This window comes from Kitasatospora cystarginea, from assembly GCF_039533515.1.
Lineage (GTDB): Bacteria > Actinomycetota > Actinomycetes > Streptomycetales > Streptomycetaceae > Kitasatospora > Kitasatospora cystarginea.
This window is the reverse complement of the sequence record NZ_BAAATR010000010.1, coordinates 1-17,642: the sequence shown is the minus strand read 5'-3', so window position 1 is coordinate 17,642 and position 17,642 is coordinate 1. Positions and strand designations below refer to the sequence as shown.

The following is a 17,642-nucleotide window of genomic DNA, read 5'->3' as shown; positions in this document are numbered from 1 at the left end:
ATGGCCGAGTTCCGGATGCCAGCGCTGGGTGCGGACATGACCGAGGGCACGCTACTCGAATGGCTCGTCCACCCCGGCGACCAGGTACGCAAGGGTGACATCGTCGCCGTCGTCGACACCGCCAAGGCGGCGATCGAGGTGGAGTGCTTCGAGAACGGCACGGTCGACCGCCTGCTGGTGGAACCGGGGACGACCATGCCCGTCGGAGCGTCCCTGGCCGTCATCGGACCGGCCCGTCCCGCCACACAGACCAGTGAGCCGAGCGTGCCGGTGACCTCTCCACTGGTGCGCCACCTCGCCGAGGAGAGCGGCGTGGACCTGGCCACCGTGCACGGCACGGGTCCAGGCGGCCGGATCACCCGCGCCGATGTGAATGCCGAACCGCCGTCCGCCGCACCGCTCCGGACACCTCCCGCCGAGACCGACACCACCAAACCCCCCGACACCCCACGCGTACGACCGGAAAAGCCACCGACTCCCCCGGCTCGGCCCGGGACGGGCGACGGGGCCACCCGGGTCCGCGCGACACCGCTCGCGAAGCGGCTCGCCGTGGAGGCCGGCATCGACCTGGCGGCAGTGGCCGGCACCGGCACGGGCGGTGCCGTCCGGGCCCTCGATGTCAAAGCCGCGCTCGCAGCCGCGCTCCCGTCTGCAGCCACGGCACGGCCGGCTGCAGCCACCGGCCGTCACGAGACGATGCGACGGGCGGTCGGCGATCTCATGGCCCGGTCCAAACGCGAGATTCCGCACTACTACCTGTCCACCACCGTCGACCTCGGCGCGGCGATCGGCTGGCTCCACGAACGCAACCGCGAACTCCCGGTGGCCGAACGGCTGGTACCCACGGCCCTACTGCTCAAGGCCGCCGCACTGGCGGCCCGCGAGGTGCCACAGCTCAACGGCTTCTGGACGGACGACCACTTCACCGCCGCACCCGCCGTCCACCTCGGCGTCGCCGTCGCACTGCGCGGCGGCGGCCTGGTCGCCCCCGCCATTCACGACGCCACCGACCTGACCCTGCCGGAGCTCATGGCAAGGCTCCGCGACCTGGTCTCCCGCGCCAGGTCCGGCCGCCTGCACCGCTCCGAGACCACCGATCCGACGATCACCGTGACCAATCTCGGGGACCAGGGCGTCGAGGCCGTCCTCGGTGTCATCTATCCCCCGCAAGTCGCCCTGGTGGGCCTCGGCAGAGTGGTCGAGCGGCCCTGGGCCGTCGACGGGCTGCTCGGTATCCGTCCGGTGGTCACCGCCACTCTCTCCGCCGACCACCGAGCCAGCGACGGCGCCACCGGCGCACGCTACCTGGCCGCCCTCGACCGGTTGCTGCAGAAACCGGAGGAGCTGTGAACCACGACCAGGCGCTCGCACTCGTCCAGGAGGCGATCACAGAGATCGTCCCGGACGCGGACTTCACCGAGATCGGGCCCGACACGGACTACCGCCAAGCCCTCGAACTCGACTCACTCGACTTCCTCAACCTGGTGGAACGGCTCTCCGAACGCACCGGTTGCCGCCTCGACGAGGACGACTACCCACGTCTGGGCACTCTCGAAGGCGCCGCCACCCTCCTTGCGGAACGCGCCTGACCACAGTCCAACACTGCGCCACGGCCGGATCGAGCACGCGTGAGGGCGAGTTGCTCCACACCGTCCGTGAGGGCGGGAAGCCGGCATGCGGACCAGCCGGACACGGGCGATGCTTCAAGCAGTGCATCCCGCTCGGGGCCGTACGGGACATAGGTCGTGCCACCGCCGCTGACATGGCTGTCCGTGTGACGGCTCACCGTCGACGACCCGAGCTTCGAAAGGGAGTGACGGGACCATGATCGAGAAAGAGGATCACGAGAAGAGGATCGTCGTCGGTGTGGACGGCTCCGAGCAGTCCAGACGGGCCCTTCGCTGGGCGATTCGGCAGGCTCGGTTGACCCATGCGGTGGTGGAGGCGGTGATGGCCTGGCAGCCGCCGTTCTCCGGGGTGGGCAGCGTGGTCTCCGTGGAGCAGCGGAATCAGATCGGCGAGATCGCCCAGAAGGCACTTGCCGAGAACATCGAGAAGGTCGCGGGCTCCGAGCCACCGGTGGAGATCCGGGCGCACGCGGTGGAGGGGGTGGCGGCACAGGCGCTGCTGGACGTCGCCGCCCAAGGGGCGTCACTGCTGGTCGTGGGCCACCGGGGTGTCGGCGGCTTCACCGGGGCCCTGCTGGGCTCTGTCGGTCAGCACTGCGTCCAGCACGCTCCCTGCCCGGTCGTCGTCGTCCGCGGCCGCGACGGTTGAGGTGTCTCGGCCGCCCCAGTACCTGCTACGCGAAGTCAAGCACCTCACGTGAGTCCTCGGCCCGCCGATTCGGCTCAGTAGGTACGCGTGGGGGCAGTGTTCGGCTGTCTTCCCCAGTCGGCACGCGCGACCCGCCACCCGTCGACCGCTCCCAGGGTGGTGCTCGGCCCCATCTCGCCGATCCGGAAGCCTGATTCCGAGGCCTCTTCCCTGGCAGCCGAGGCGCAGGGAAGACGCTTGGTTTCCGAGGCCCTCGCGGACACCTGCTAACCGGATGGCGGACCGGACTCGAGAGGGTGAGCCTGGAAATGGGGGAACGGCCGAAGGGGTGTCCGGGACAGCGGGTCAGGGAGGCGGAAGGCCGCGCGGAGCACCTGCGACGGCCACGGCAGGTCAGGAGTCCGCCAGGACTCGGCGGGCCCTGAGCGAGATGCGCCGCTCCGCACGTCAGCGCTCTCGTGTCAACAGCGGAACGACCGGCTGGAGTAGTGATGACTGACCCGGTGATCGTGGGGTACGACGGCTTCGAACGAAGCCTGCGCGCGCTCATCTGGGCCGCGCACGACGCGGCATTGCACGGCTGCCCCCTCTACATCGTCCACGTGCTGCCCGCATGGGAGATGGACTTTCCGTTCCATCCGCCCGGACGTTGGCAGAGCGCAAGCAGGCGTGGTGCGGCAATCCTGGCCGAGGCCGAGGCGATGGTCAGAGAGAGCCATCCGGATCTCGACGTGGGCTGCCAGCAACTCTCCGGTTCACCGTCCGAGGTCCTCTGCTCCGTGTCCAAGCAGGCGCGCAACGTGGTTCTCGGGGCACGCGGCGAGGGGGGCTTGGGAAACCTGCTGTTCGGATCCGTCGGTCTGCAGGTCGCCGGCCACGCGGATGGCCCGGTGGTGGTGGTGGGCCAGCTGACCACCGGTCATCACCGGGTCGTCGTCGGAACCGACGGGTCGCCGCACTCCGTCAGCGCGATGGAGTTCGCGTTCGACGAGGCGTCCCTGCGCGGCACCCGGCTGCAGGTGCTGCGCGTGTGGCAGATGCCGGTGCCGGCTGAGGCTCCGGAACGAGAGCTCGTTCCGGAGGACGTCGAGGCCGAGCAACGGCGGGAGGTGGAGGAGCAGTTGGCCGGCCTTCGCAAGAAGTATCCCGATGTGGAGATCGAGACGGAGCTGGTCCGGGGCAAGGCCGCGCCCGCGCTGGTCCGTGCCTCCGACCGGGCCGATCTCGCAGTCGTCGGCTCCCGTGGTCGTGGCGGCTTCCACGGCCTGGCCCTCGGCTCGGTGGGCCACGCTCTGCTCCACTACGGCACCTGCCCCATCGCCGTCGTACGCCCTCGCCCCGAGCCGGCTCGGGAGTGACCAACGCGGTCACCCCCGAGCCGGACATGGCGCTGCGGAGGCGTCTCTTCGCACCGGGCGCGTGCCGGAACGGTCCGTCATGGACCTCTCCGGTCTCCGCACGAGTGCTCGATCTGCTGCGCCACCACCGCCGCAGGCCGGGCGGACCGGCCGGCCTGCTCATCGCGGAGGAGACGGTGGACGGGAAGGTCGTGCTCGCCATCCTCGGCGGAACACCGCTGCCGGTGACACCTCGGCGGCCACCGGAGCATGCACCGGTTCCGGAGCAGGACGCGATGGCGCTCACTCACCGCGTCGGAGGCCGCGCCCGGCAGTCGCTCGGCGGTCCCACCGCGGGAGGGCGACGGAGCGTCTGCTGACCGCCCCGAGCCGATCAGCGTCGGCCGCCGTACCAGGCCTGCCCGCCCGGGCCGTCGAAGGCGGGACAGCGCGTGACGTCCGACGGGTCGGCCCATGGGGGCGGCACCGGTGACGGCCGGGCTCCGTCCGCCGGTCGGTCTCGGTATGCGTGGGCATACGCGTCACCCGGCTCATATATCGTCTGCCGATATCGGAGTCCGTTGCCGAACGCGGGCGCGTGCCGGGGAGCCAGCTATGAGCGAGTCACCAGCAGTCGGCAGCGGACCGCGGCTGCGGAGGCAGCTCGGGGTGTTCGACGCGGTGGTGATCGGCCTGGGGTCGATGATCGGGGCGGGGATCTTCGCCGCACTCGCGCCTGCTGCCGATGTGGCCGGCTCGGGGCTGCTGCCGGGGCTGGCGCTGGCCGCGGTGGTGGCGTACTGCAACGCGACCTCCTCGGCCCGGTTGGCCGCCCGCTACCCGCAGTCCGGCGGCACGTACGTCTACGGGCGCGAGCGGCTGGGGGACTTCTGGGGCTACCTGGCCGGATGGGGGTTCGTGGTCGGCAAGACCGCCTCCTGTGCGGCGATGGCGCTGACGGTGGGCTCGTACGTGTGGCCCGGCCAGGCGCACGCGGTGGCGGTCGGCGCCGTGGTGGCACTGACCGCGGTGAACTACCTCGGCGTGCAGAAGGCGGCCTGGCTGAACCGCACGATCGTCGCGGTGGTCCTGGTGGTGCTCGCCACCGTCGTCACCGCCTGCCTGACCTCCGGGACGGCGGACACCGCGCGCCTGGACGTCGGTGCGGACGCCACGTTCGGCGGGGTGCTGCAGGCGGCAGGTCTACTGTTCTTCGCCTTCGCCGGATACGCGCGCATCGCCACCTTGGGCGAGGAGGTCCGCGATCCGGCGCGCACCATCCCGAGGGCGATCCCGCTCGCGCTGGGCATCACCCTGGTCGTCTACGCGGCCGTGGCCGTCGCCTCGCTGGTCGTACTGGGCAGCAACGGGCTCGGTCGCGCGACGGCACCGCTGGCCGAGGCGGTGAAGGCCGCCGGCGTGCCCGGGCTCGTCCCGCTGGTCCGCTTCGGCGCGGCGGTCGCGGCGACCGGGTCGCTGCTGGCGCTGATCCTGGGCGTCTCGCGCACCACGCTGGCGATGGCCCGCGACCGGCACCTGCCGCGCGCGCTGGCCGCCGTCCACCCGCGTTTCCACGTCCCGCACCGCGCCGAACTCACGGTCGGCGCCGTCGTCGCCGCGCTTGCCGCCGTCACGGACGTGCGCGGAGCGATCGGCTTCTCCTCCTTCGGCGTGCTCTCCTACTACGCGATCGCCAACGCCTCCGCCTGGACCCTGACCTCCGTCGAGGGGCGCCCGCCGCGCGCCGTCCCGGCGCTCGGCCTGGCCGGCTGCATGCTGCTCGCCTTCTCCCTGCCGATCGCCTCGGTCACCTCCGGAGCCACCGTGCTGGCGATCGGCGCCGCCGCCTACGCCGTGCGCAGGGCCCTCACGACGCGGAGGGATCGAGACCTTTCCCGCTGCGGAGATTGAACCTTTTCACCGAGCCGTACTTGCTGATCGGCGGGGGTTCGGCCCGTACCCCGAGTGGCCGCGGCAGCAATTCGAGGACGTGATCTGGCGGTTGAGGACGACGGGCTGGCAGCGGCGGGAGATGCCGAAGGCGTTCGGTGCTTGGCCGACCGTCCACAACTCGGCGTTTCGTCCCTGGTCTCGGATGTCGGGTTCCGCGCCAGTTCGGCGGGGGTGATGTGCCCGGTCATGAGAGCGCTTTCCCCTTGTCCGGGGTGGTGCAGTGGCGGTAAGCGGTCACCGTTGCTGCCGCTGTCCTGAGCGCCGGCCCGCCGGTCAGTGCCGGCGTGGCGTCGACGACCACCACCCTGACCAGCTCGCCGAACCCGTGGTTCCGCGACGGCCCGGGGGCGCCGGGAGGGCGAGAAGCATCAGCCGAACCCACCACCGGCCTGCCGAACGCGAGCAGCCCCGCCTTTCCCGACCGGCGACCGCTGCCGCTACCGCCGCTGCGCACCCTCTCGCCTGCGGCACGTTCTGCTTGGAAGGACTCGCCGGTCAGGGAGCCGCAGCCTCGGACACCCCTCCCGGTGCCCCCGGTCTCAGCGACCGAGGGCACCGACGCGCGCCGCATAGCCCGTCAGGCCCTGCGCCGTCGCGCCCGCCCAGCCCACGTAGCCGTCCGGACGGACGAGGAAGACGCCGGTGCCGTACGCCTCGTAGGCCGGGACGTCGACCATCCGCACCTCTGCCCCGGCGAAGGCAGCCACGGGCAGCTCCGCCTGCGCGCCGACGGTGAGCAGCGTCCAGTGCGGGCCCCGGAAGGCGTCGAAGAGGCGGATGCCGCCCCGGCGGCCGTCCGGGGCCCGGTCGCCGGCGCGCAGGGCGTGCGGGGCGAGGTCGGTGCGGGTCTCCACCGCGAGCGAGGACTCCCGGTAGCCCAGGTCCAGTTGCTGGGTCGCCCGGCCGCGGCGGACCTCGCCGCGGTGCACCTTCGTGGACAGCTCCAGCATCCGTGCCGCGTTGGGTCGCCGCTCCTGCTCGTAGGTGTCGAGCAGTGAGTCCGCGGCCCGGCCCGCGAGCACCGCGCCCAGCTTCCAGCCCAGGTTGTAGGCGTCCTGGATGCTGGTGTTCAGGCCCTGGGCACCGGCCGGCGAGTGCACGTGCGCCGCGTCGCCGGCGAGGAAGACCCGGCCGGCGCGGAACCGGTCGGCCAGCGCCGCCCGCGGGCGGAACTCCGAGGCCCAGCGCAGGTCGCTCACATCCTCGGCGCTCAGGTGCGAACGGTCGGCGACCAGACGCCGGATGCCGTCCAGCGAGAGGTCCAGCTGCGTGCCCTCCGGGAACTGGGCGATGAGTTGGAACTGTCCGCCGCCGGGCAGCGGGCACAGGGCCAGCAGCCCGGCCCCGAGACCGGGGCCGGTGGTGCCGTCAGCGGGCGGGAAGACGTGCCAGTGGTCGCGGTCCAGGCCGGTGACCGTGACGTCGGCGACCAGCATCGGGGCCGGGTCCACCGTCTGACCGGTCATCGTGATGCCCAGCAGCCGGCGCACCGTCGAGCGCCCGCCGTCGGCCGCGACCAGGTAGCGCGCCCGGACGGGCGGGCCGTCGGCGAACTCGGCGGTCGCCGCGTCCGCGTCCTGCCCGAGGGCCACCAGCTCCCGGCCGAAGTCCACCGTGCCGCCCAGCTCGCGCAGCCGCCCGTACAGCACCCGCTGGGTGCGCCACTGCGGCAGCATCAACGTGCCGGGGTACGGCTCGGCTTCCGACGGCTCGCTCGTCTCGTCGTACATGCGGCTCGTGCGCTGCGGTTCACCGTTCTTCCAGAACAGGTTCGGCGGGTAGTGGCCGGCCGCCGCGCGGATCTCGGCCAGCACGCCGAGGTCGTCCAGCACCTCCAGGGTGCGCGGCTGAAGCCCCTTGCCACGCGAGCCGGGGAACAGCGCGGTGCCGCGCTCGACCAGGTGCGCGGCGACGCCGCGCCGGGCCAGATCGAGGGCGAGCGCGAGACCGGTGGGGCCGGCGCCGACGATCAGCACGTCGGTGTCGGCGTCTGCGGCGTGGAGGTCCGGGGTGTTGGGGTTTGTTGCCCGAAGAGCCACGAGAGCTCCTTAACGTTGTTAAGTGCGGTTGCCCGCGAGCATGCACTTAACGCCGTTAAACTGTCAACCGTGACCCCGCAGCGAACCCCGAAACTCGACCGGCAGCTGGTCGCCGACACCGCACTTCGGCTCCTCAACGAGCTCGGCCTGGACGGCCTCACACTGCGTGCGATCGCCGCCGAGCTGGACGTCAAAGCGCCTGCCCTGTACTGGCACTTCAAGGACAAGCAGGCGCTGCTCGACGAGATGGCGACCGAGATGATGCGCCGCATGACAGCAGAGTCGGCCGGTTCGGCCGAGCCGTCGGGGGCCTCGGATCAGGTGGGGCCTGAGGAGGACTGGCGCCAGGCCTACCGCGCCATGATGCGCACCCTGCGCGCCCACCTGCTGCGCTACCGCGACGGCGCCCGCGTCTACAGCGGCGCCCGCTTCACGGACACGTCCTACGTGCCGGGCCTGGAGGCGAGCCTGCAGCTGCTCACCCGCGCCGGCTTCACCCTGGGCGCCGCCACCCGCGCCTGGTACACCGGCTACGCCTACACCATCGGCTACGTCGTGGAGGAGCAGGCCATGGGCCCGAACCCCTTCAACGGCACCGAGGGTTACGACCTGGACGCCCGCGCACAGCGCCTGACCGCCTACCCGCTCGCGGCGGCGGCGGGCCGCGAGATGTTCCAGGACTTCGACCAGGGCTTCGAACAGGGCCTGGAGGCCGTCCTGGCCGGCATCGAGGCGACCCTGCTCCCGCACTGAGGGCTCTCAGCGCGAAGCCACCGGTCACGGGCGGCATCGGTGCCCGGTGATCGCACGGTGGCCGCAAGGATCACCAGGCAGCCGCCGGTGGACCCGCCGCTCCGATCAAGGAAAACTCCCCACGGGGCGAGGAAAAGCGAAAGGTCGGGGCGGAGTGGTCGGGTCCACCGGTGGTGTGGGTGCCGGGAGCGATGTCGGCTCGGGGCCGGGGATCGGGGTCGATCAAGTTCGGTGAACGACGGGCTCAGCTGCGGTCGTGGTGGTAGGCGGCGAGGAGGAAGAGCCAGATCTCGCTGACGGTCGGGAAGCAGGCGATCGCGTGCCTCAGCCGCTTGAGCGGGACCTCGCAGGCCACCGCGACGGTCGCCGAGTGCAGCAGCTCGCTGACCCCGGGACCGACGAAGGTCACCCCGAGCAGGACTTCCCGGTCGAGGTCGACCACCATCCGCGCGTGGCCTCGGTAGTCGTCGGCGTAGAGGTTGGCGCCCAGGGCGGCGTTGAAGTCGAGGTCGACGGTGTGGATGCGGTGGCCGGCCTGGGCCGCCTGCTCGGCGGTCAGGCCCACGGCGGCTGCTTCGGGGTCGGTGAAGAAGACCTGGGGCACGGCGTGCTGGTCGGCGGTGGCGGCGTGGTCGCCCCACGGGCCGTCGTCCAGGGGCAGGCCCGCGGCGCGGGCGCCGATGGCGTCGCCGGCGGTCCGCGCCTGGTACTTGCCTTGATGGGTGAGCAGTGCGCGGTGGTTGACGTCGCCCACGGCGTACAGCCACCCGCCGTCGACCCCGCGGACCAGGCACGTGGTGTCCACCTCCAGCCAGGTGCCCGAGGTGAGGCCGACCGTGTCCAGGCCGATGTCGTCAGTGGCGGGGGTCCGGCCGGTGGCGAACATGACCTCGTCGGCCTGCAGTTCGCTGCCGTCGTCGAGGGTGAGGATGACGGGCCCGGTGGGGTCCGGACGGCGCAGGGCGGTGACCTGGGTGCCGATCCGTACGTCCACGCCCGCCTCGGTGAGGCTGCGCGCGATGAGCTCGCCCGCGAACGGCTCCATGCGGGCGACCAGGCGGCGGCGGGCGAGCAGGGTGACCTGCGAGCCCAGGCCCTGCCAGAGGGTGGCCATCTCGATGGCGACTCCGCCGCCACCGACGATGGCGAGCCGGGCGGGCACGGTGCTGGAGTCGGTGCCGTGCCGGTTCGTCCAGGGCCGGGCCTCCTGGAGGCCGGGGATGTCGGGCAGCAGCGGCCGGCTGCCGGTGGCGATGGCCACCGCGTGCCGGGCGGTGAGGGTGTGGCGTGCACCGTCGTCCCTGGTGACCGTGACCCGGCGGGGGCCGTCGATGCGGCCGTGGCCGCGGTACAGGTCGGCGCCGATGGACTTCACCCACTCGGCCTGTCCGGTGTCGTCCCAGTCATTGACGTAGTGGTTGCGGCGAGCGAAGACCCGGCCGGCGTCGGGCCGGCCGGTGACGGCCTGCCGGGCGCCGTCCACCCGGCGGGCGTCGGCCACCGCGATCACTGGCCGCAGCAGGGCCTTGCTGGGGACGCAGGCCCAGTAGGCGCATTCGCCGCCGACCAGTTCACGTTCCACAACGGCCACGGTGAGGCCGGCGGCGCGGGAGCGGTCGGCGAGGTTCTCGCCGACCGGGCCCGCGCCCAGCACGACCACGTCGTAGGCGTGGCTCTCCTGGTTCTCACGTGCTTCGCTCATTGCTCCCTCGCATCCGGTCGGGGCCGACGGGGCCGCATCCCCGGCTCATGTAACCGCGCGGTGCGCACACGGCGTCATACCTCGGCCGTAGGAGTCACCAACAGCGGCCATCCGTGCCCCTTATGGCTGCACGCACCCAGTGACCGGCCTCCGGCGGTCCGGCGCCTCCCGCGAGGACCACGACCGTTCAGGACCGGGCCGAGATGCCCGTCAGAACCCGTCCCGGGCTCACCGCGTGCCCTCGCGGTCGGCGTCGTGGGCGGCCTCGAGGTCGGTGGTCGCGACAAGTGCCGCTGCGCTGTCCGCCCGCGGGATGTCCCGTGTGGCCGGGGCGGGCAGCGTCCGCACCGCATGGTGCGGGCTGTGGCCCCCGCCCGCCGTGAGGTCCGGCGCCGACCAGCTGCCCAGCAGGCGCAGCCCGTGTGCGGAGGGACTGTCAGGTTCGGCGGTGTAGAGGTAGAGGGCCTGGTCCGGGTCGTCGGGCAGGACGAGGGACTCGTAGTCGAGGGTCAGTTCGCCGACGAGGGGGTGGCGGTAGCGCTTGGTGCCGTGGGTGTATTCGAGGACGTCGTGGTCGGCCCACCACTGGCGGAAGTCCTCGTCGTGCACGGACAGTTCGCCCACCAGCTCGGTCAGGCGGGAATCGTGCGGGTGGCGCCCCGCGTACAGGCGCAGGGCCGCCACCGCGCCACGGGCCGCGGTCTCCCAGTCGGCGATGAGGTCTCTGGCGGCGGGGTCCAGGAAGATGAACCGGGCGAGGTTGCGGTCGCGGTGCGCCGCGGCGTCGAAATCGGTGTACAGGGCCTTCGCGAGTGGGTTGGCGGCCAGCACGTCCAACCGGTGGCCCAGGATCATCGCAGGAGTCCCTGCCAGGGACCCGAGGAGCCGGAGCAGTCCGGGCCGCACCCGCTGCGGCGGCACCACGCGGCGACGGCCCGAGCCCGGCCTGGGGCGGGCCAGGTCGAACAGGTGGGCGCGCTCGGCCGCATCCAGGCACAGCACGCGGGCCACGGCCTCCAGCACCGATGCCGAGACGTTCGGATTGCGCCCGCGTTCCAGCCGGACGTAGTAGTCGACGCTGATCCCGGCCAGCCGGGCCACCTCCTCCCGGCGCAGCCCCGGCACGCGGCGCCGACCGGCGTCCGGCCCCAGGCCGGCCTCACGGGGACTGATCCGGGCCCTGCGCGAACGCAGGAAGTCGCGCAGCTCAAGGTTGGGCTCTCGCCCCGCTGACGTGCTCATCCACCCAGGCTAGGGCGGCGTGCACCACTGCTGCGCGGTGAAAGGGGGGTCTGGCGAACCCCCTGTACACCCTCCCCCCGCTGCCGGTGTGTGCCCCCTCCGTCCGGTGGTGTCCTGGATACCGGCACGCAACCAGGCACCCACTTGAGAGGGATCACCATGTCCAAGCCCCTGATCATCATCACCGGCGCCAGCTCCGGCATCGGCGCGGCCACCGCCCGCCTCCTGTCCGCCCAGGGACACCCGCTGCTGCTCCTCGCCCGGCGGCTGGAGAAGCTGGAGGAGCTCGGGCTGCCCGACACCCTGTGCCGCAAGGTCGACGTCACCGACCGGGACGCGGTCGAGGCCGCCGTGCGCGAGGCCGAGGAGCGGTTCGGGCCGGTGGACGCGATCGTCAACAACGCCGGGGCCATGCTCCTGGGCCGGATCGCGGACCAGGGCGCCGAGGAGTGGGACCGAATGATCGACCTGAACATCAAGGGTGTGCTGTACGGCATTCGCGCCGTCCTTCCCGGCATGCTCGCCCGTGGCATCGGCACGATCATCAACGTCAGCTCCATCGCCGGCCGCAAGACCTTCCCGAACCACACCGCCTACGTCGGAACCAAGTTCGCCGTCCACGCCATGTCGGAGAACCTGCGTGAGGAGGTCGCCTCCCGCGGCGTCCGTGTGGTCACCATCGCTCCCGGCGCCGTGGAGACCGAACTGCTCTCCCACACCAGCGACGAGCAGATCAAGCAGGACTACGAGGCCTGGAAGAAGTCCGCCGGCGGTGCCCTGGACCCGCAGGTCGTGGCCGAGGCCATCGCCTACGCCTACCGCCAGCCGCAGAACGTCACCGTCCGTGAGATCGTCCTCGCCGCCACCGGCCAGGAAGCCTGACCGTCACCGCATCGCGATGGTGACAAGGGGTCCCTCGCCTCTTCGTGCGACGCTCCTTCCTCTCCGGTTCGTCGGTGGCCAACTCATCGGTGGCCAACTCATCGGTGGCCAACTCATCGGTGGCCAACTCACTGCCGGTACGCGGCGTTCCCTTGTTCCGGTTTCACGGCTGTGGTTGGACCCCGAAGGCTGTTCCACCCGACTTCTGGTCGCGTCCTGTGGCGCGCTCCGGTCTTTGGCAGGGCCCCGCTGCACCAGCTCGGAGATCCCGGAGCCGTACAGACGGGCAGGCATCTCCCGGCAGTCTTCGGCGAGTTCAGCGACGGAGTGCATCCGCCCCCGGAACCGGCCAATTCGGCCTCCCGTTGGCCGGGGGCGGCCGTAGGGTCCTGCTATGACAGTTCACCGGATGCCGGCCGCGGAGGTTCCCGTCTCCGTCGACCTGGTGCGCCACCTGCTCGACGCGCAGCACCCCGACCTCGCGGACCTGTCGATCGAGGTGCTGGCCAACGGCTGGGACAACCTGGTGTGCCGACTCGGTGAGAAGTTCCTCGTCCGGCTGCCGCGGCGCGCCAAGGCCGCCGAGCTCGTCGCGCACGAGCAGCGGTGGCTGCCCGAGTTGGCCACTCGCCTGCCGTTGCCGGTACCCGCAGCGGTGCGCGTCGGGCGGCCGACGGCGCAGTACCCGTGGTCCTGGAGTGTCGTGCCGTTCCTCCCGGGCCGGATCGCCGCGCGGACGGCGCCCGACGACCTCCGGTCGGCCGCGACCGCACTCGGCGGTTTCCTGGCCGCGCTGCACACCCCGGCCCCGCCGGACGCGCCCGTCAACCCGTTTCGCGGGATCCCGCTGGCCGGACGCGCCGAGGGCGTTCTGAACGGGTTGGCGCACGTCGCCGACGCGGCCGACCGCGCCGCCGCGCAACGCGTCTGGGAGACGGCCGCCGCCGCACCCGCATGGGACGGTCCGCCGCTGTGGCTGCACGGGGACCTGCACCCGGCCAACATCCTGGTCGACCACGGCCGAATCAGCGCCGTGATCGACTTCGGCGACGTCACCTCCGGCGATCCCGCGACCGACCTGTCCGTGGCCTGGATGCTGTTCACGGCGGAGCAGCGAGCCGCCCTCCGGCAGGCGTACGGTCACGCGGACGACGCGACCTGGGAGCGGGCCCGCGGATGGGCGCTGGCCCTATCCCTGGTCTTCCTGACGCACTCGGCGGACAACCCGCTGATGGGCGGCATCGGCGAGCGCGTCTTCCGCGCGGTGCTGGATTGACGCGCTCTCCCGACTGAAGCCGGGAGATTCCGGCCCGTACCGTCGGAAGCGGCACGACCGTGGCTTCCTGCTTCAACGATTTGTGCCGACGTTTCCGCCGGTCTTACCGAGTCTCCACAGGCTTTCGAGCCCGAAGGCTCCGTTCCCGCCCGTCCGGCGGTACCTGACTCGCCAATCGCACCGGGCGCCGGTTCGCCTTGACGGCGAAGAAGACCGAGGTCCAGGCCAAACTCGCCCAGGCTCGGTCCGTCCTCAACGCGTAGTCACACGAAACGTCCGCAAACCAGGGACCTGTCCGTCGCCTGCTGCAACGACGCCGGACAATCACCCGATCGAGATCTTGGCCGCACCTGTTCTGCTCCTAGGGTCAGCAAGCGTGGGTGCGGTGAGGAGCGGGAGGGTCCCTGTCCGGTATCGGCAGATCGACGGTGAGGTCATGGAACTGCGGCCGGAGGCGTACGAGCCGCATCTCGACGTCGACTTCACCAAACCCGCCCCGCCCAGGATGGCCTCCAGGTTTCGGCATGACCTGTGGCGGACGGGGCCCGGTCCGCCACAGCCGATTCGTCAGGGGGTGGTCACGGGACGGCGCCAGTCGTAGCCGTAGCCGGTCGCTCCGGAGCAATATCGCGGTGCTCGGGCCGGGTGAGCAGGAAGACGGACGCCGCGAGCATGAGGCATGCGATGGCGAGCAGGAGGATTCGGTAGTCAATCACGGCGAGCAATCCGGCGCCGAGAGCGATGGCGACCGTTTGCGGTGTGCAGAGAACCAGGTCGAGCGCCGCGTCCGCCCTGCCCATCAAGTCTGGTGGTGTGCGGCGCTGGAGGAGCGTCATGATGCCCACGGTGATCCACGGCAGGCCGGAGCCGATGAGCGCTGAGCCCACGAGCACGGCCGGAGTCGACGATGCGATCTGCAGGAGGAAACCGGACGCGGCGGTGGCCAGGCCCAGGGTGACAAGGCGGCCTTCTTTGAGACGGCGCAGTATCGCAGCCGCCGTGATCCCGGCCACGATGGCACCGGCCCCCTGGATTGAGATCAGCACCCCGAGGAAGGCGTCGGGACGGTGCAGACCCTTGCTCACAACAGCGAAGAGGGCTGTTTCCGAGAGCCCGAAGGCGGTCGTGGCCAGCACGCCAGCCAGGGTCAGCTGCCGCAGTACAGGAGTGGCGCCGATGTGGCGGCCGCCAGCGATCGCCTCCGCGAACCAGTGCTGCTCGGTCGGTGCCGGCCTCTCCTCGTGGACCCGCACAGCGAACAACGCGGCGATGGCCACGAGGAACGTCACCACGTCCCCGATGATCACTGGTGTCGCGCCCACTGTGGCGAGCATTCCGGCGCCGAGGAGCGGAGTGATCAGTCTCATTCCCCACTGGGCCGTCTGCAGGGCACTGTTCGCCTCGCCCAGGAGCTCCTCGGGGAGCAGCGTCTGCTGCAGGGCCGTCTGGGCCGGGCCGAGGACGCCGGCCGACAGGCCGTAGCCGAACATCACGGCGTAGATCAGCCACACCTGGTTCCGGTCGTGGACCAGGAGCAGGAGTAGAACCAGGACCGCGGTGGCGAGGTTGGCGGCGATCAGAAGGGGGCGACGGCGCATCCGGTCGGCGATCATCCCCCCGACCGGTCCGGACAGGCTCCCCAGAGTGAACATGAAGAGCGACAGTGCCGCGGCCGAAGCACTCCCGGTGAGCATCTTGGTCCAGATCCCCAGAGCCAGCCACAGCGCCGAGTCGCCGAAGGTCGACAGGCTCTGCCCGGCTATGTAGAGCCGGGCGTTTCGGTCCCCCCACAGCCTGCGCATCAGCTCATGCCTCCGGCCTGGTCGCATCGAGCGGATACGTGAACAGCAGCATCTCCACCGGCAGGCTTCCGGCCGGGCGGCGCGAAGGCTCCTCCAGCCGGTCCCGATAGCGGTCGAGTACTTCGCTTAGTTCGGCATTCAGTTGCTGGGCCTCCTCCGGGGTCACGTAGGCCACGTTCTCGATGCCGCTGGTGACCTGCCGCCAGGTCTCTTCAAAGCCGGAACGGCGGGCATTCACCGTGTTGACCCGCGCTAGCCAGGTCTCCCACAGCAACTGCGCCAGGGCTTCGGCCGCATGGCCCATCTCCACATCGCCCTCGGCGTCGTCCACCACGAAGCCGATGTGCTTGCGCCGCCACGGTCGGCGCCGGCCGGGCCCCTCACCGGCCTCTTCCACGAAGCCGTACTTGGCCAAGGTCCGTAGGTGGAAGGCACAGTTCGTCGGTGACTCCCCGATCATCTCGGCGGCCTCCGTGGCGGTCAGCGGTTCGCGCTGGTTGAGCGCCTCCAGGAGTGCGAGCCGGGTCGGGTGGGCCACCGCCCTCATCGTCTTGGGGTCCGTCAGTTGCCGGAGCGGGCGGTCGGCAACTGACGGGTGTCCGGGAACATGTCGAACTTCTTCAGAAGACATGTTTCGAGAGGCTACGCTCAAAACATTACGCTCGACAAGACCTGCTGCTGGCCGGAGCTGGCTGCGGGTGTCGAACTCCCCCGAGAGACCGGTGATATGCGCGGCCGGATCGCTGGGAAGCCGTGCTGCTTGACCTCCCGAAGGTAGCGGCGCACGGTCTGGAGGCCGCCGGGGAAGCCGAGTTCCCGGAGTTCACGGTGGAGCCGGGGGATGTCGTAACAGCCCTCGTTCCAGCGTTGGTACAGGTGGGGCTTGTACTCGTCGAGGATGGACTGCCGCTTGACCGCCCTGATGAGGAGCTCGTCGATGCCGCCCGCGCGGGCGAAGCGGCGCACAGTGGAGCGGTCCAGCCGTACCTCCCGGCCGATCGCGGCCAGCGACTTCCCTTCGGCTAGGAGCGTGGGTCAGTAACAGGGCTCGGTCACGGCTGGGGGCTGGGGTGGAGGGCCTCCCCAATGGAACTTGGGCTGGTTAGGCTGCTGGTCATGACTACGGCCATGACCAGCAGTGGAACCCGTGAGCCCGTGATCCTTGACGCGACGGAGCTGACGTCCGATCCAGACCTTGGGGTCCGGTTCGCGGAGTCGGCCCACAAGATCCTGACGGACCTGGTCCGTGGAGGTGCTGCACTTGGTTGGGTCGAACCTCCGTCGCGCGATGAGGTGTCGGAACTCCTCGACCATGTCATCTCCGCGGTGCACGCCGGCGATGCAGCCGTGCGTGCCGCTTACCTTGACCGTCGGCTGGTCGGGCTGGGGTACTGGCTGCGCTACGCGCGACCGACGCATCGCCCGCACGCCGACCTGGAGAAGATCGCGGTGGATGCTGCTGCCCATGGTCGCGGTATCGGTCGTGCACTCACCGCTGGCTTGGTCGCTGACGCCAGGCGGGCAGGAATCGAGATCCTCACCCTGGATGCCCGTGGCGACAACAGCAATGCCCTGCACCTTTACCGATCGTTGGGCTTCAGCGAGTACGGCCGTCTACCCGACTTCGTCGCTGTCGGCACCGGCCGCTACGACAAGGTCTTCTACATGCTGGACTTCCGCCAAGAGGAGTGACGCCACACATGACGGCGGGGAGGCGATCCACTCGCACTTCTTGATCATTCGTGCTGGATGACGGCGGTATGAGTGGTGGGGATGGGCTGTTCGAGGTCGAGCCGGTAGAGAAGAGGAAGTCGCAGGGCCGTCCGGCCGGGGTGGACAAGCGGTTCAGGGCGTTCGACCCGTACCAGGTCCTGCTGCTGCCCCCGTCGCTGGACCGAGAAGCGCGGCTACCCGCCCTACGATCCCCGGCTGATGGTGCGGTTGCTGATCTACGGCTACACCACCGGGGTGCGCTCCTCTCGGGCGATCGAGCGCAGGTGCGCCGACGACATCGCGTTCCGCTACCTGGCCGCCGACCAGGCCCCGGACTTCCGCTCGATATCGCGGTTCCGCCGCCGCCACCTGGACGCCCTCACCGACCTGTTCGCCCAGTCCCTGCACGTGGCAACCAGGCTCGGCATGGTCAAGACGGGCCGCGTCGCCCCGGACGGCACGAAGCTCGAAGCGAACGCCTCCAAGTCCAAGGCCCAGGCCAACTTCACCGACCCCGACTCACGGATCATGAGGAACAGCAAAGGCGCCTACATCCAGGCGTACAACGCCCTAGCCCCGTACTTCGCAGGTCACCGTTTCAGGTCTGTGGCCAGCGGGTTCGGGTGACTTCGATGCCGAGGAGTTCGAGGAGGTGGAGTTGGACGC

General features: G+C 70.9%; 15 protein-coding genes and 2 pseudogenes. 12 read left to right on the top strand and 5 right to left on the bottom strand.

The window, feature by feature from the left end:
• The 6 genes and pseudogenes from ABD369_RS13405 to ABD369_RS41130 all read left to right on the top strand — a co-directional run.
• Nucleotides 1-1,350 (top strand): 2-oxo acid dehydrogenase subunit E2, encoded by a 1,350-nt coding sequence (locus ABD369_RS13405; protein WP_344636578.1) that lies wholly within the window; start codon nucleotides 1-3, stop codon nucleotides 1,348-1,350.
• On the top strand, nucleotides 1,347-1,589 hold the full coding sequence (locus ABD369_RS13400; RefSeq protein ID WP_344636577.1) for an acyl carrier protein: 243 nt from the start codon (nucleotides 1,347-1,349) through the stop codon (nucleotides 1,587-1,589). Before ABD369_RS13405 ends, ABD369_RS13400 begins: the two co-directional genes overlap by 4 nt.
• A gap of 235 nt (nucleotides 1,590-1,824) precedes the next feature.
• Nucleotides 1,825-2,277, top strand: a complete 453-nt coding sequence (locus ABD369_RS13395; RefSeq protein WP_344636576.1) for a universal stress protein — start codon at nucleotides 1,825-1,827, stop codon at nucleotides 2,275-2,277.
• 491 nt (nucleotides 2,278-2,768) lie between these two features.
• The gene (locus tag ABD369_RS13390) at nucleotides 2,769-3,635 is read left to right on the top strand and encodes a universal stress protein (protein ID WP_344636575.1); all 867 of its coding nucleotides are present in this window, start codon (nucleotides 2,769-2,771) and stop codon (nucleotides 3,633-3,635) included.
• 594 nt (nucleotides 3,636-4,229) lie between these two features.
• Nucleotides 4,230-5,525 carry an APC family permease gene (locus tag ABD369_RS13385; protein ID WP_344636574.1) on the top strand — a complete coding sequence of 432 codons (1,296 nt, stop codon included), beginning with the start codon at nucleotides 4,230-4,232 and terminating at the stop codon, nucleotides 5,523-5,525.
• Nucleotides 5,513-5,703 (top strand): annotated as a pseudogene (locus ABD369_RS41130) (hypothetical protein); the annotation flags it as partial. The gene ABD369_RS13385 and the pseudogene ABD369_RS41130, both read left to right, overlap by 13 nt.
• Nucleotides 5,704-6,106: 403 nt before the next feature.
• Here ABD369_RS41130 and ABD369_RS13380 read toward each other — a convergent pair.
• Entirely contained in the window at nucleotides 6,107-7,606 is a 1,500-nt protein-coding gene (locus ABD369_RS13380) for an FAD-dependent monooxygenase (protein ID WP_344636573.1), read from the bottom strand.
• A gap of 69 nt (nucleotides 7,607-7,675) precedes the next feature.
• On the opposite strand from ABD369_RS13380, the gene ABD369_RS13375 reads away from it, so the two are divergent.
• A complete protein-coding gene (locus ABD369_RS13375) occupies nucleotides 7,676-8,359 on the top strand; it encodes a TetR/AcrR family transcriptional regulator C-terminal domain-containing protein (protein ID WP_344636572.1) in 684 nt (227 codons plus the stop codon).
• 244 nt (nucleotides 8,360-8,603) lie between these two features.
• Here ABD369_RS13375 and ABD369_RS13370 read toward each other — a convergent pair whose 3' ends face one another.
• A complete protein-coding gene (locus tag ABD369_RS13370) occupies nucleotides 8,604-10,061 on the bottom strand; it encodes a dihydrolipoyl dehydrogenase family protein (protein WP_344636571.1) in 1,458 nt (485 codons plus the stop codon).
• A gap of 228 nt (nucleotides 10,062-10,289) precedes the next feature.
• Complete coding sequence (locus ABD369_RS13365; protein WP_344636570.1) at nucleotides 10,290-11,303, bottom strand: helix-turn-helix transcriptional regulator; 1,014 nt, start codon at nucleotides 11,301-11,303, stop codon at nucleotides 10,290-10,292.
• Nucleotides 11,304-11,462: 159 nt separating this feature from the next.
• On the opposite strand from ABD369_RS13365, the gene ABD369_RS13360 reads away from it, so the two are divergent.
• Entirely contained in the window at nucleotides 11,463-12,185 is a 723-nt protein-coding gene (locus tag ABD369_RS13360) for an SDR family oxidoreductase (protein WP_344636569.1), read from the top strand.
• A 394-nt stretch (nucleotides 12,186-12,579) separates the two neighbouring features.
• Nucleotides 12,580-13,461, top strand: a complete 882-nt coding sequence (locus ABD369_RS13355) for an aminoglycoside phosphotransferase family protein (protein WP_344636568.1) — start codon at nucleotides 12,580-12,582, stop codon at nucleotides 13,459-13,461.
• 578 nt (nucleotides 13,462-14,039) lie between these two features.
• On the opposite strand, the gene ABD369_RS13350 is transcribed toward ABD369_RS13355, so the two are convergent.
• The gene (locus ABD369_RS13350; RefSeq protein ID WP_344636567.1) at nucleotides 14,040-15,263 is read right to left on the bottom strand and encodes an MFS transporter; all 1,224 of its coding nucleotides are present in this window, start codon (nucleotides 15,261-15,263) and stop codon (nucleotides 14,040-14,042) included.
• A gap of 4 nt (nucleotides 15,264-15,267) precedes the next feature.
• Nucleotides 15,268-15,894, bottom strand: coding sequence for a winged helix-turn-helix domain-containing protein (locus ABD369_RS13345; protein ID WP_449806504.1), 627 nt, complete (start codon nucleotides 15,892-15,894; stop codon nucleotides 15,268-15,270).
• Nucleotides 15,895-16,016: 122 nt separating this feature from the next.
• Between ABD369_RS13345 and ABD369_RS13340 the strand changes: the two genes are divergently transcribed.
• The 3 genes and pseudogenes from ABD369_RS13340 to ABD369_RS13330 form a co-directional block, all read left to right on the top strand.
• Complete coding sequence (locus ABD369_RS13340; RefSeq protein ID WP_344636565.1) at nucleotides 16,017-16,289, top strand: hypothetical protein; 273 nt, start codon at nucleotides 16,017-16,019, stop codon at nucleotides 16,287-16,289.
• A gap of 102 nt (nucleotides 16,290-16,391) precedes the next feature.
• Nucleotides 16,392-16,955, top strand: coding sequence for a GNAT family N-acetyltransferase (locus ABD369_RS13335; RefSeq protein ID WP_425557614.1), 564 nt, complete (start codon nucleotides 16,392-16,394; stop codon nucleotides 16,953-16,955).
• Between the two features lie 140 nt (nucleotides 16,956-17,095).
• Nucleotides 17,096-17,504: pseudogene (locus ABD369_RS13330) on the top strand (transposase); the annotation flags it as partial.
• Between the last annotated feature and the right edge of the window lie 138 nt (nucleotides 17,505-17,642).

Excerpts from the sequence above, each read along its gene's own strand:
- ABD369_RS13395 (WP_344636576.1), top strand. The coding sequence starts at position 1,825 with ATGATCGAGAAAGAGGATCACGAGAAGAGGATCGTCGTCGGTGTGGAC.
- ABD369_RS13335 (WP_425557614.1), top strand. The coding sequence starts at position 16,392 with ATGACCAGCAGTGGAACCCGTGAGCCCGTGATCCTTGACGCGACGGAG.
- ABD369_RS13390 (WP_344636575.1), top strand. The coding sequence starts at position 2,769 with ATGACTGACCCGGTGATCGTGGGGTACGACGGCTTCGAACGAAGCCTG.
- ABD369_RS13385 (WP_344636574.1), top strand. The coding sequence starts at position 4,230 with ATGAGCGAGTCACCAGCAGTCGGCAGCGGACCGCGGCTGCGGAGGCAG.
- ABD369_RS13370 (WP_344636571.1), bottom strand. The coding sequence starts at position 10,061 with ATGAGCGAAGCACGTGAGAACCAGGAGAGCCACGCCTACGACGTGGTC.
- ABD369_RS13405 (WP_344636578.1), top strand. The coding sequence starts at position 1 with ATGGCCGAGTTCCGGATGCCAGCGCTGGGTGCGGACATGACCGAGGGC.
- ABD369_RS13355 (WP_344636568.1), top strand. The coding sequence starts at position 12,580 with ATGACAGTTCACCGGATGCCGGCCGCGGAGGTTCCCGTCTCCGTCGAC.
- ABD369_RS13345 (WP_449806504.1), bottom strand. The coding sequence starts at position 15,894 with ATGTCTTCTGAAGAAGTTCGACATGTTCCCGGACACCCGTCAGTTGCC.
- ABD369_RS13350 (WP_344636567.1), bottom strand. The coding sequence starts at position 15,263 with ATGCGCAGGCTGTGGGGGGACCGAAACGCCCGGCTCTACATAGCCGGG.
- ABD369_RS13360 (WP_344636569.1), top strand. The coding sequence starts at position 11,463 with ATGTCCAAGCCCCTGATCATCATCACCGGCGCCAGCTCCGGCATCGGC.
- ABD369_RS13365 (WP_344636570.1), bottom strand. The coding sequence starts at position 11,303 with ATGAGCACGTCAGCGGGGCGAGAGCCCAACCTTGAGCTGCGCGACTTC.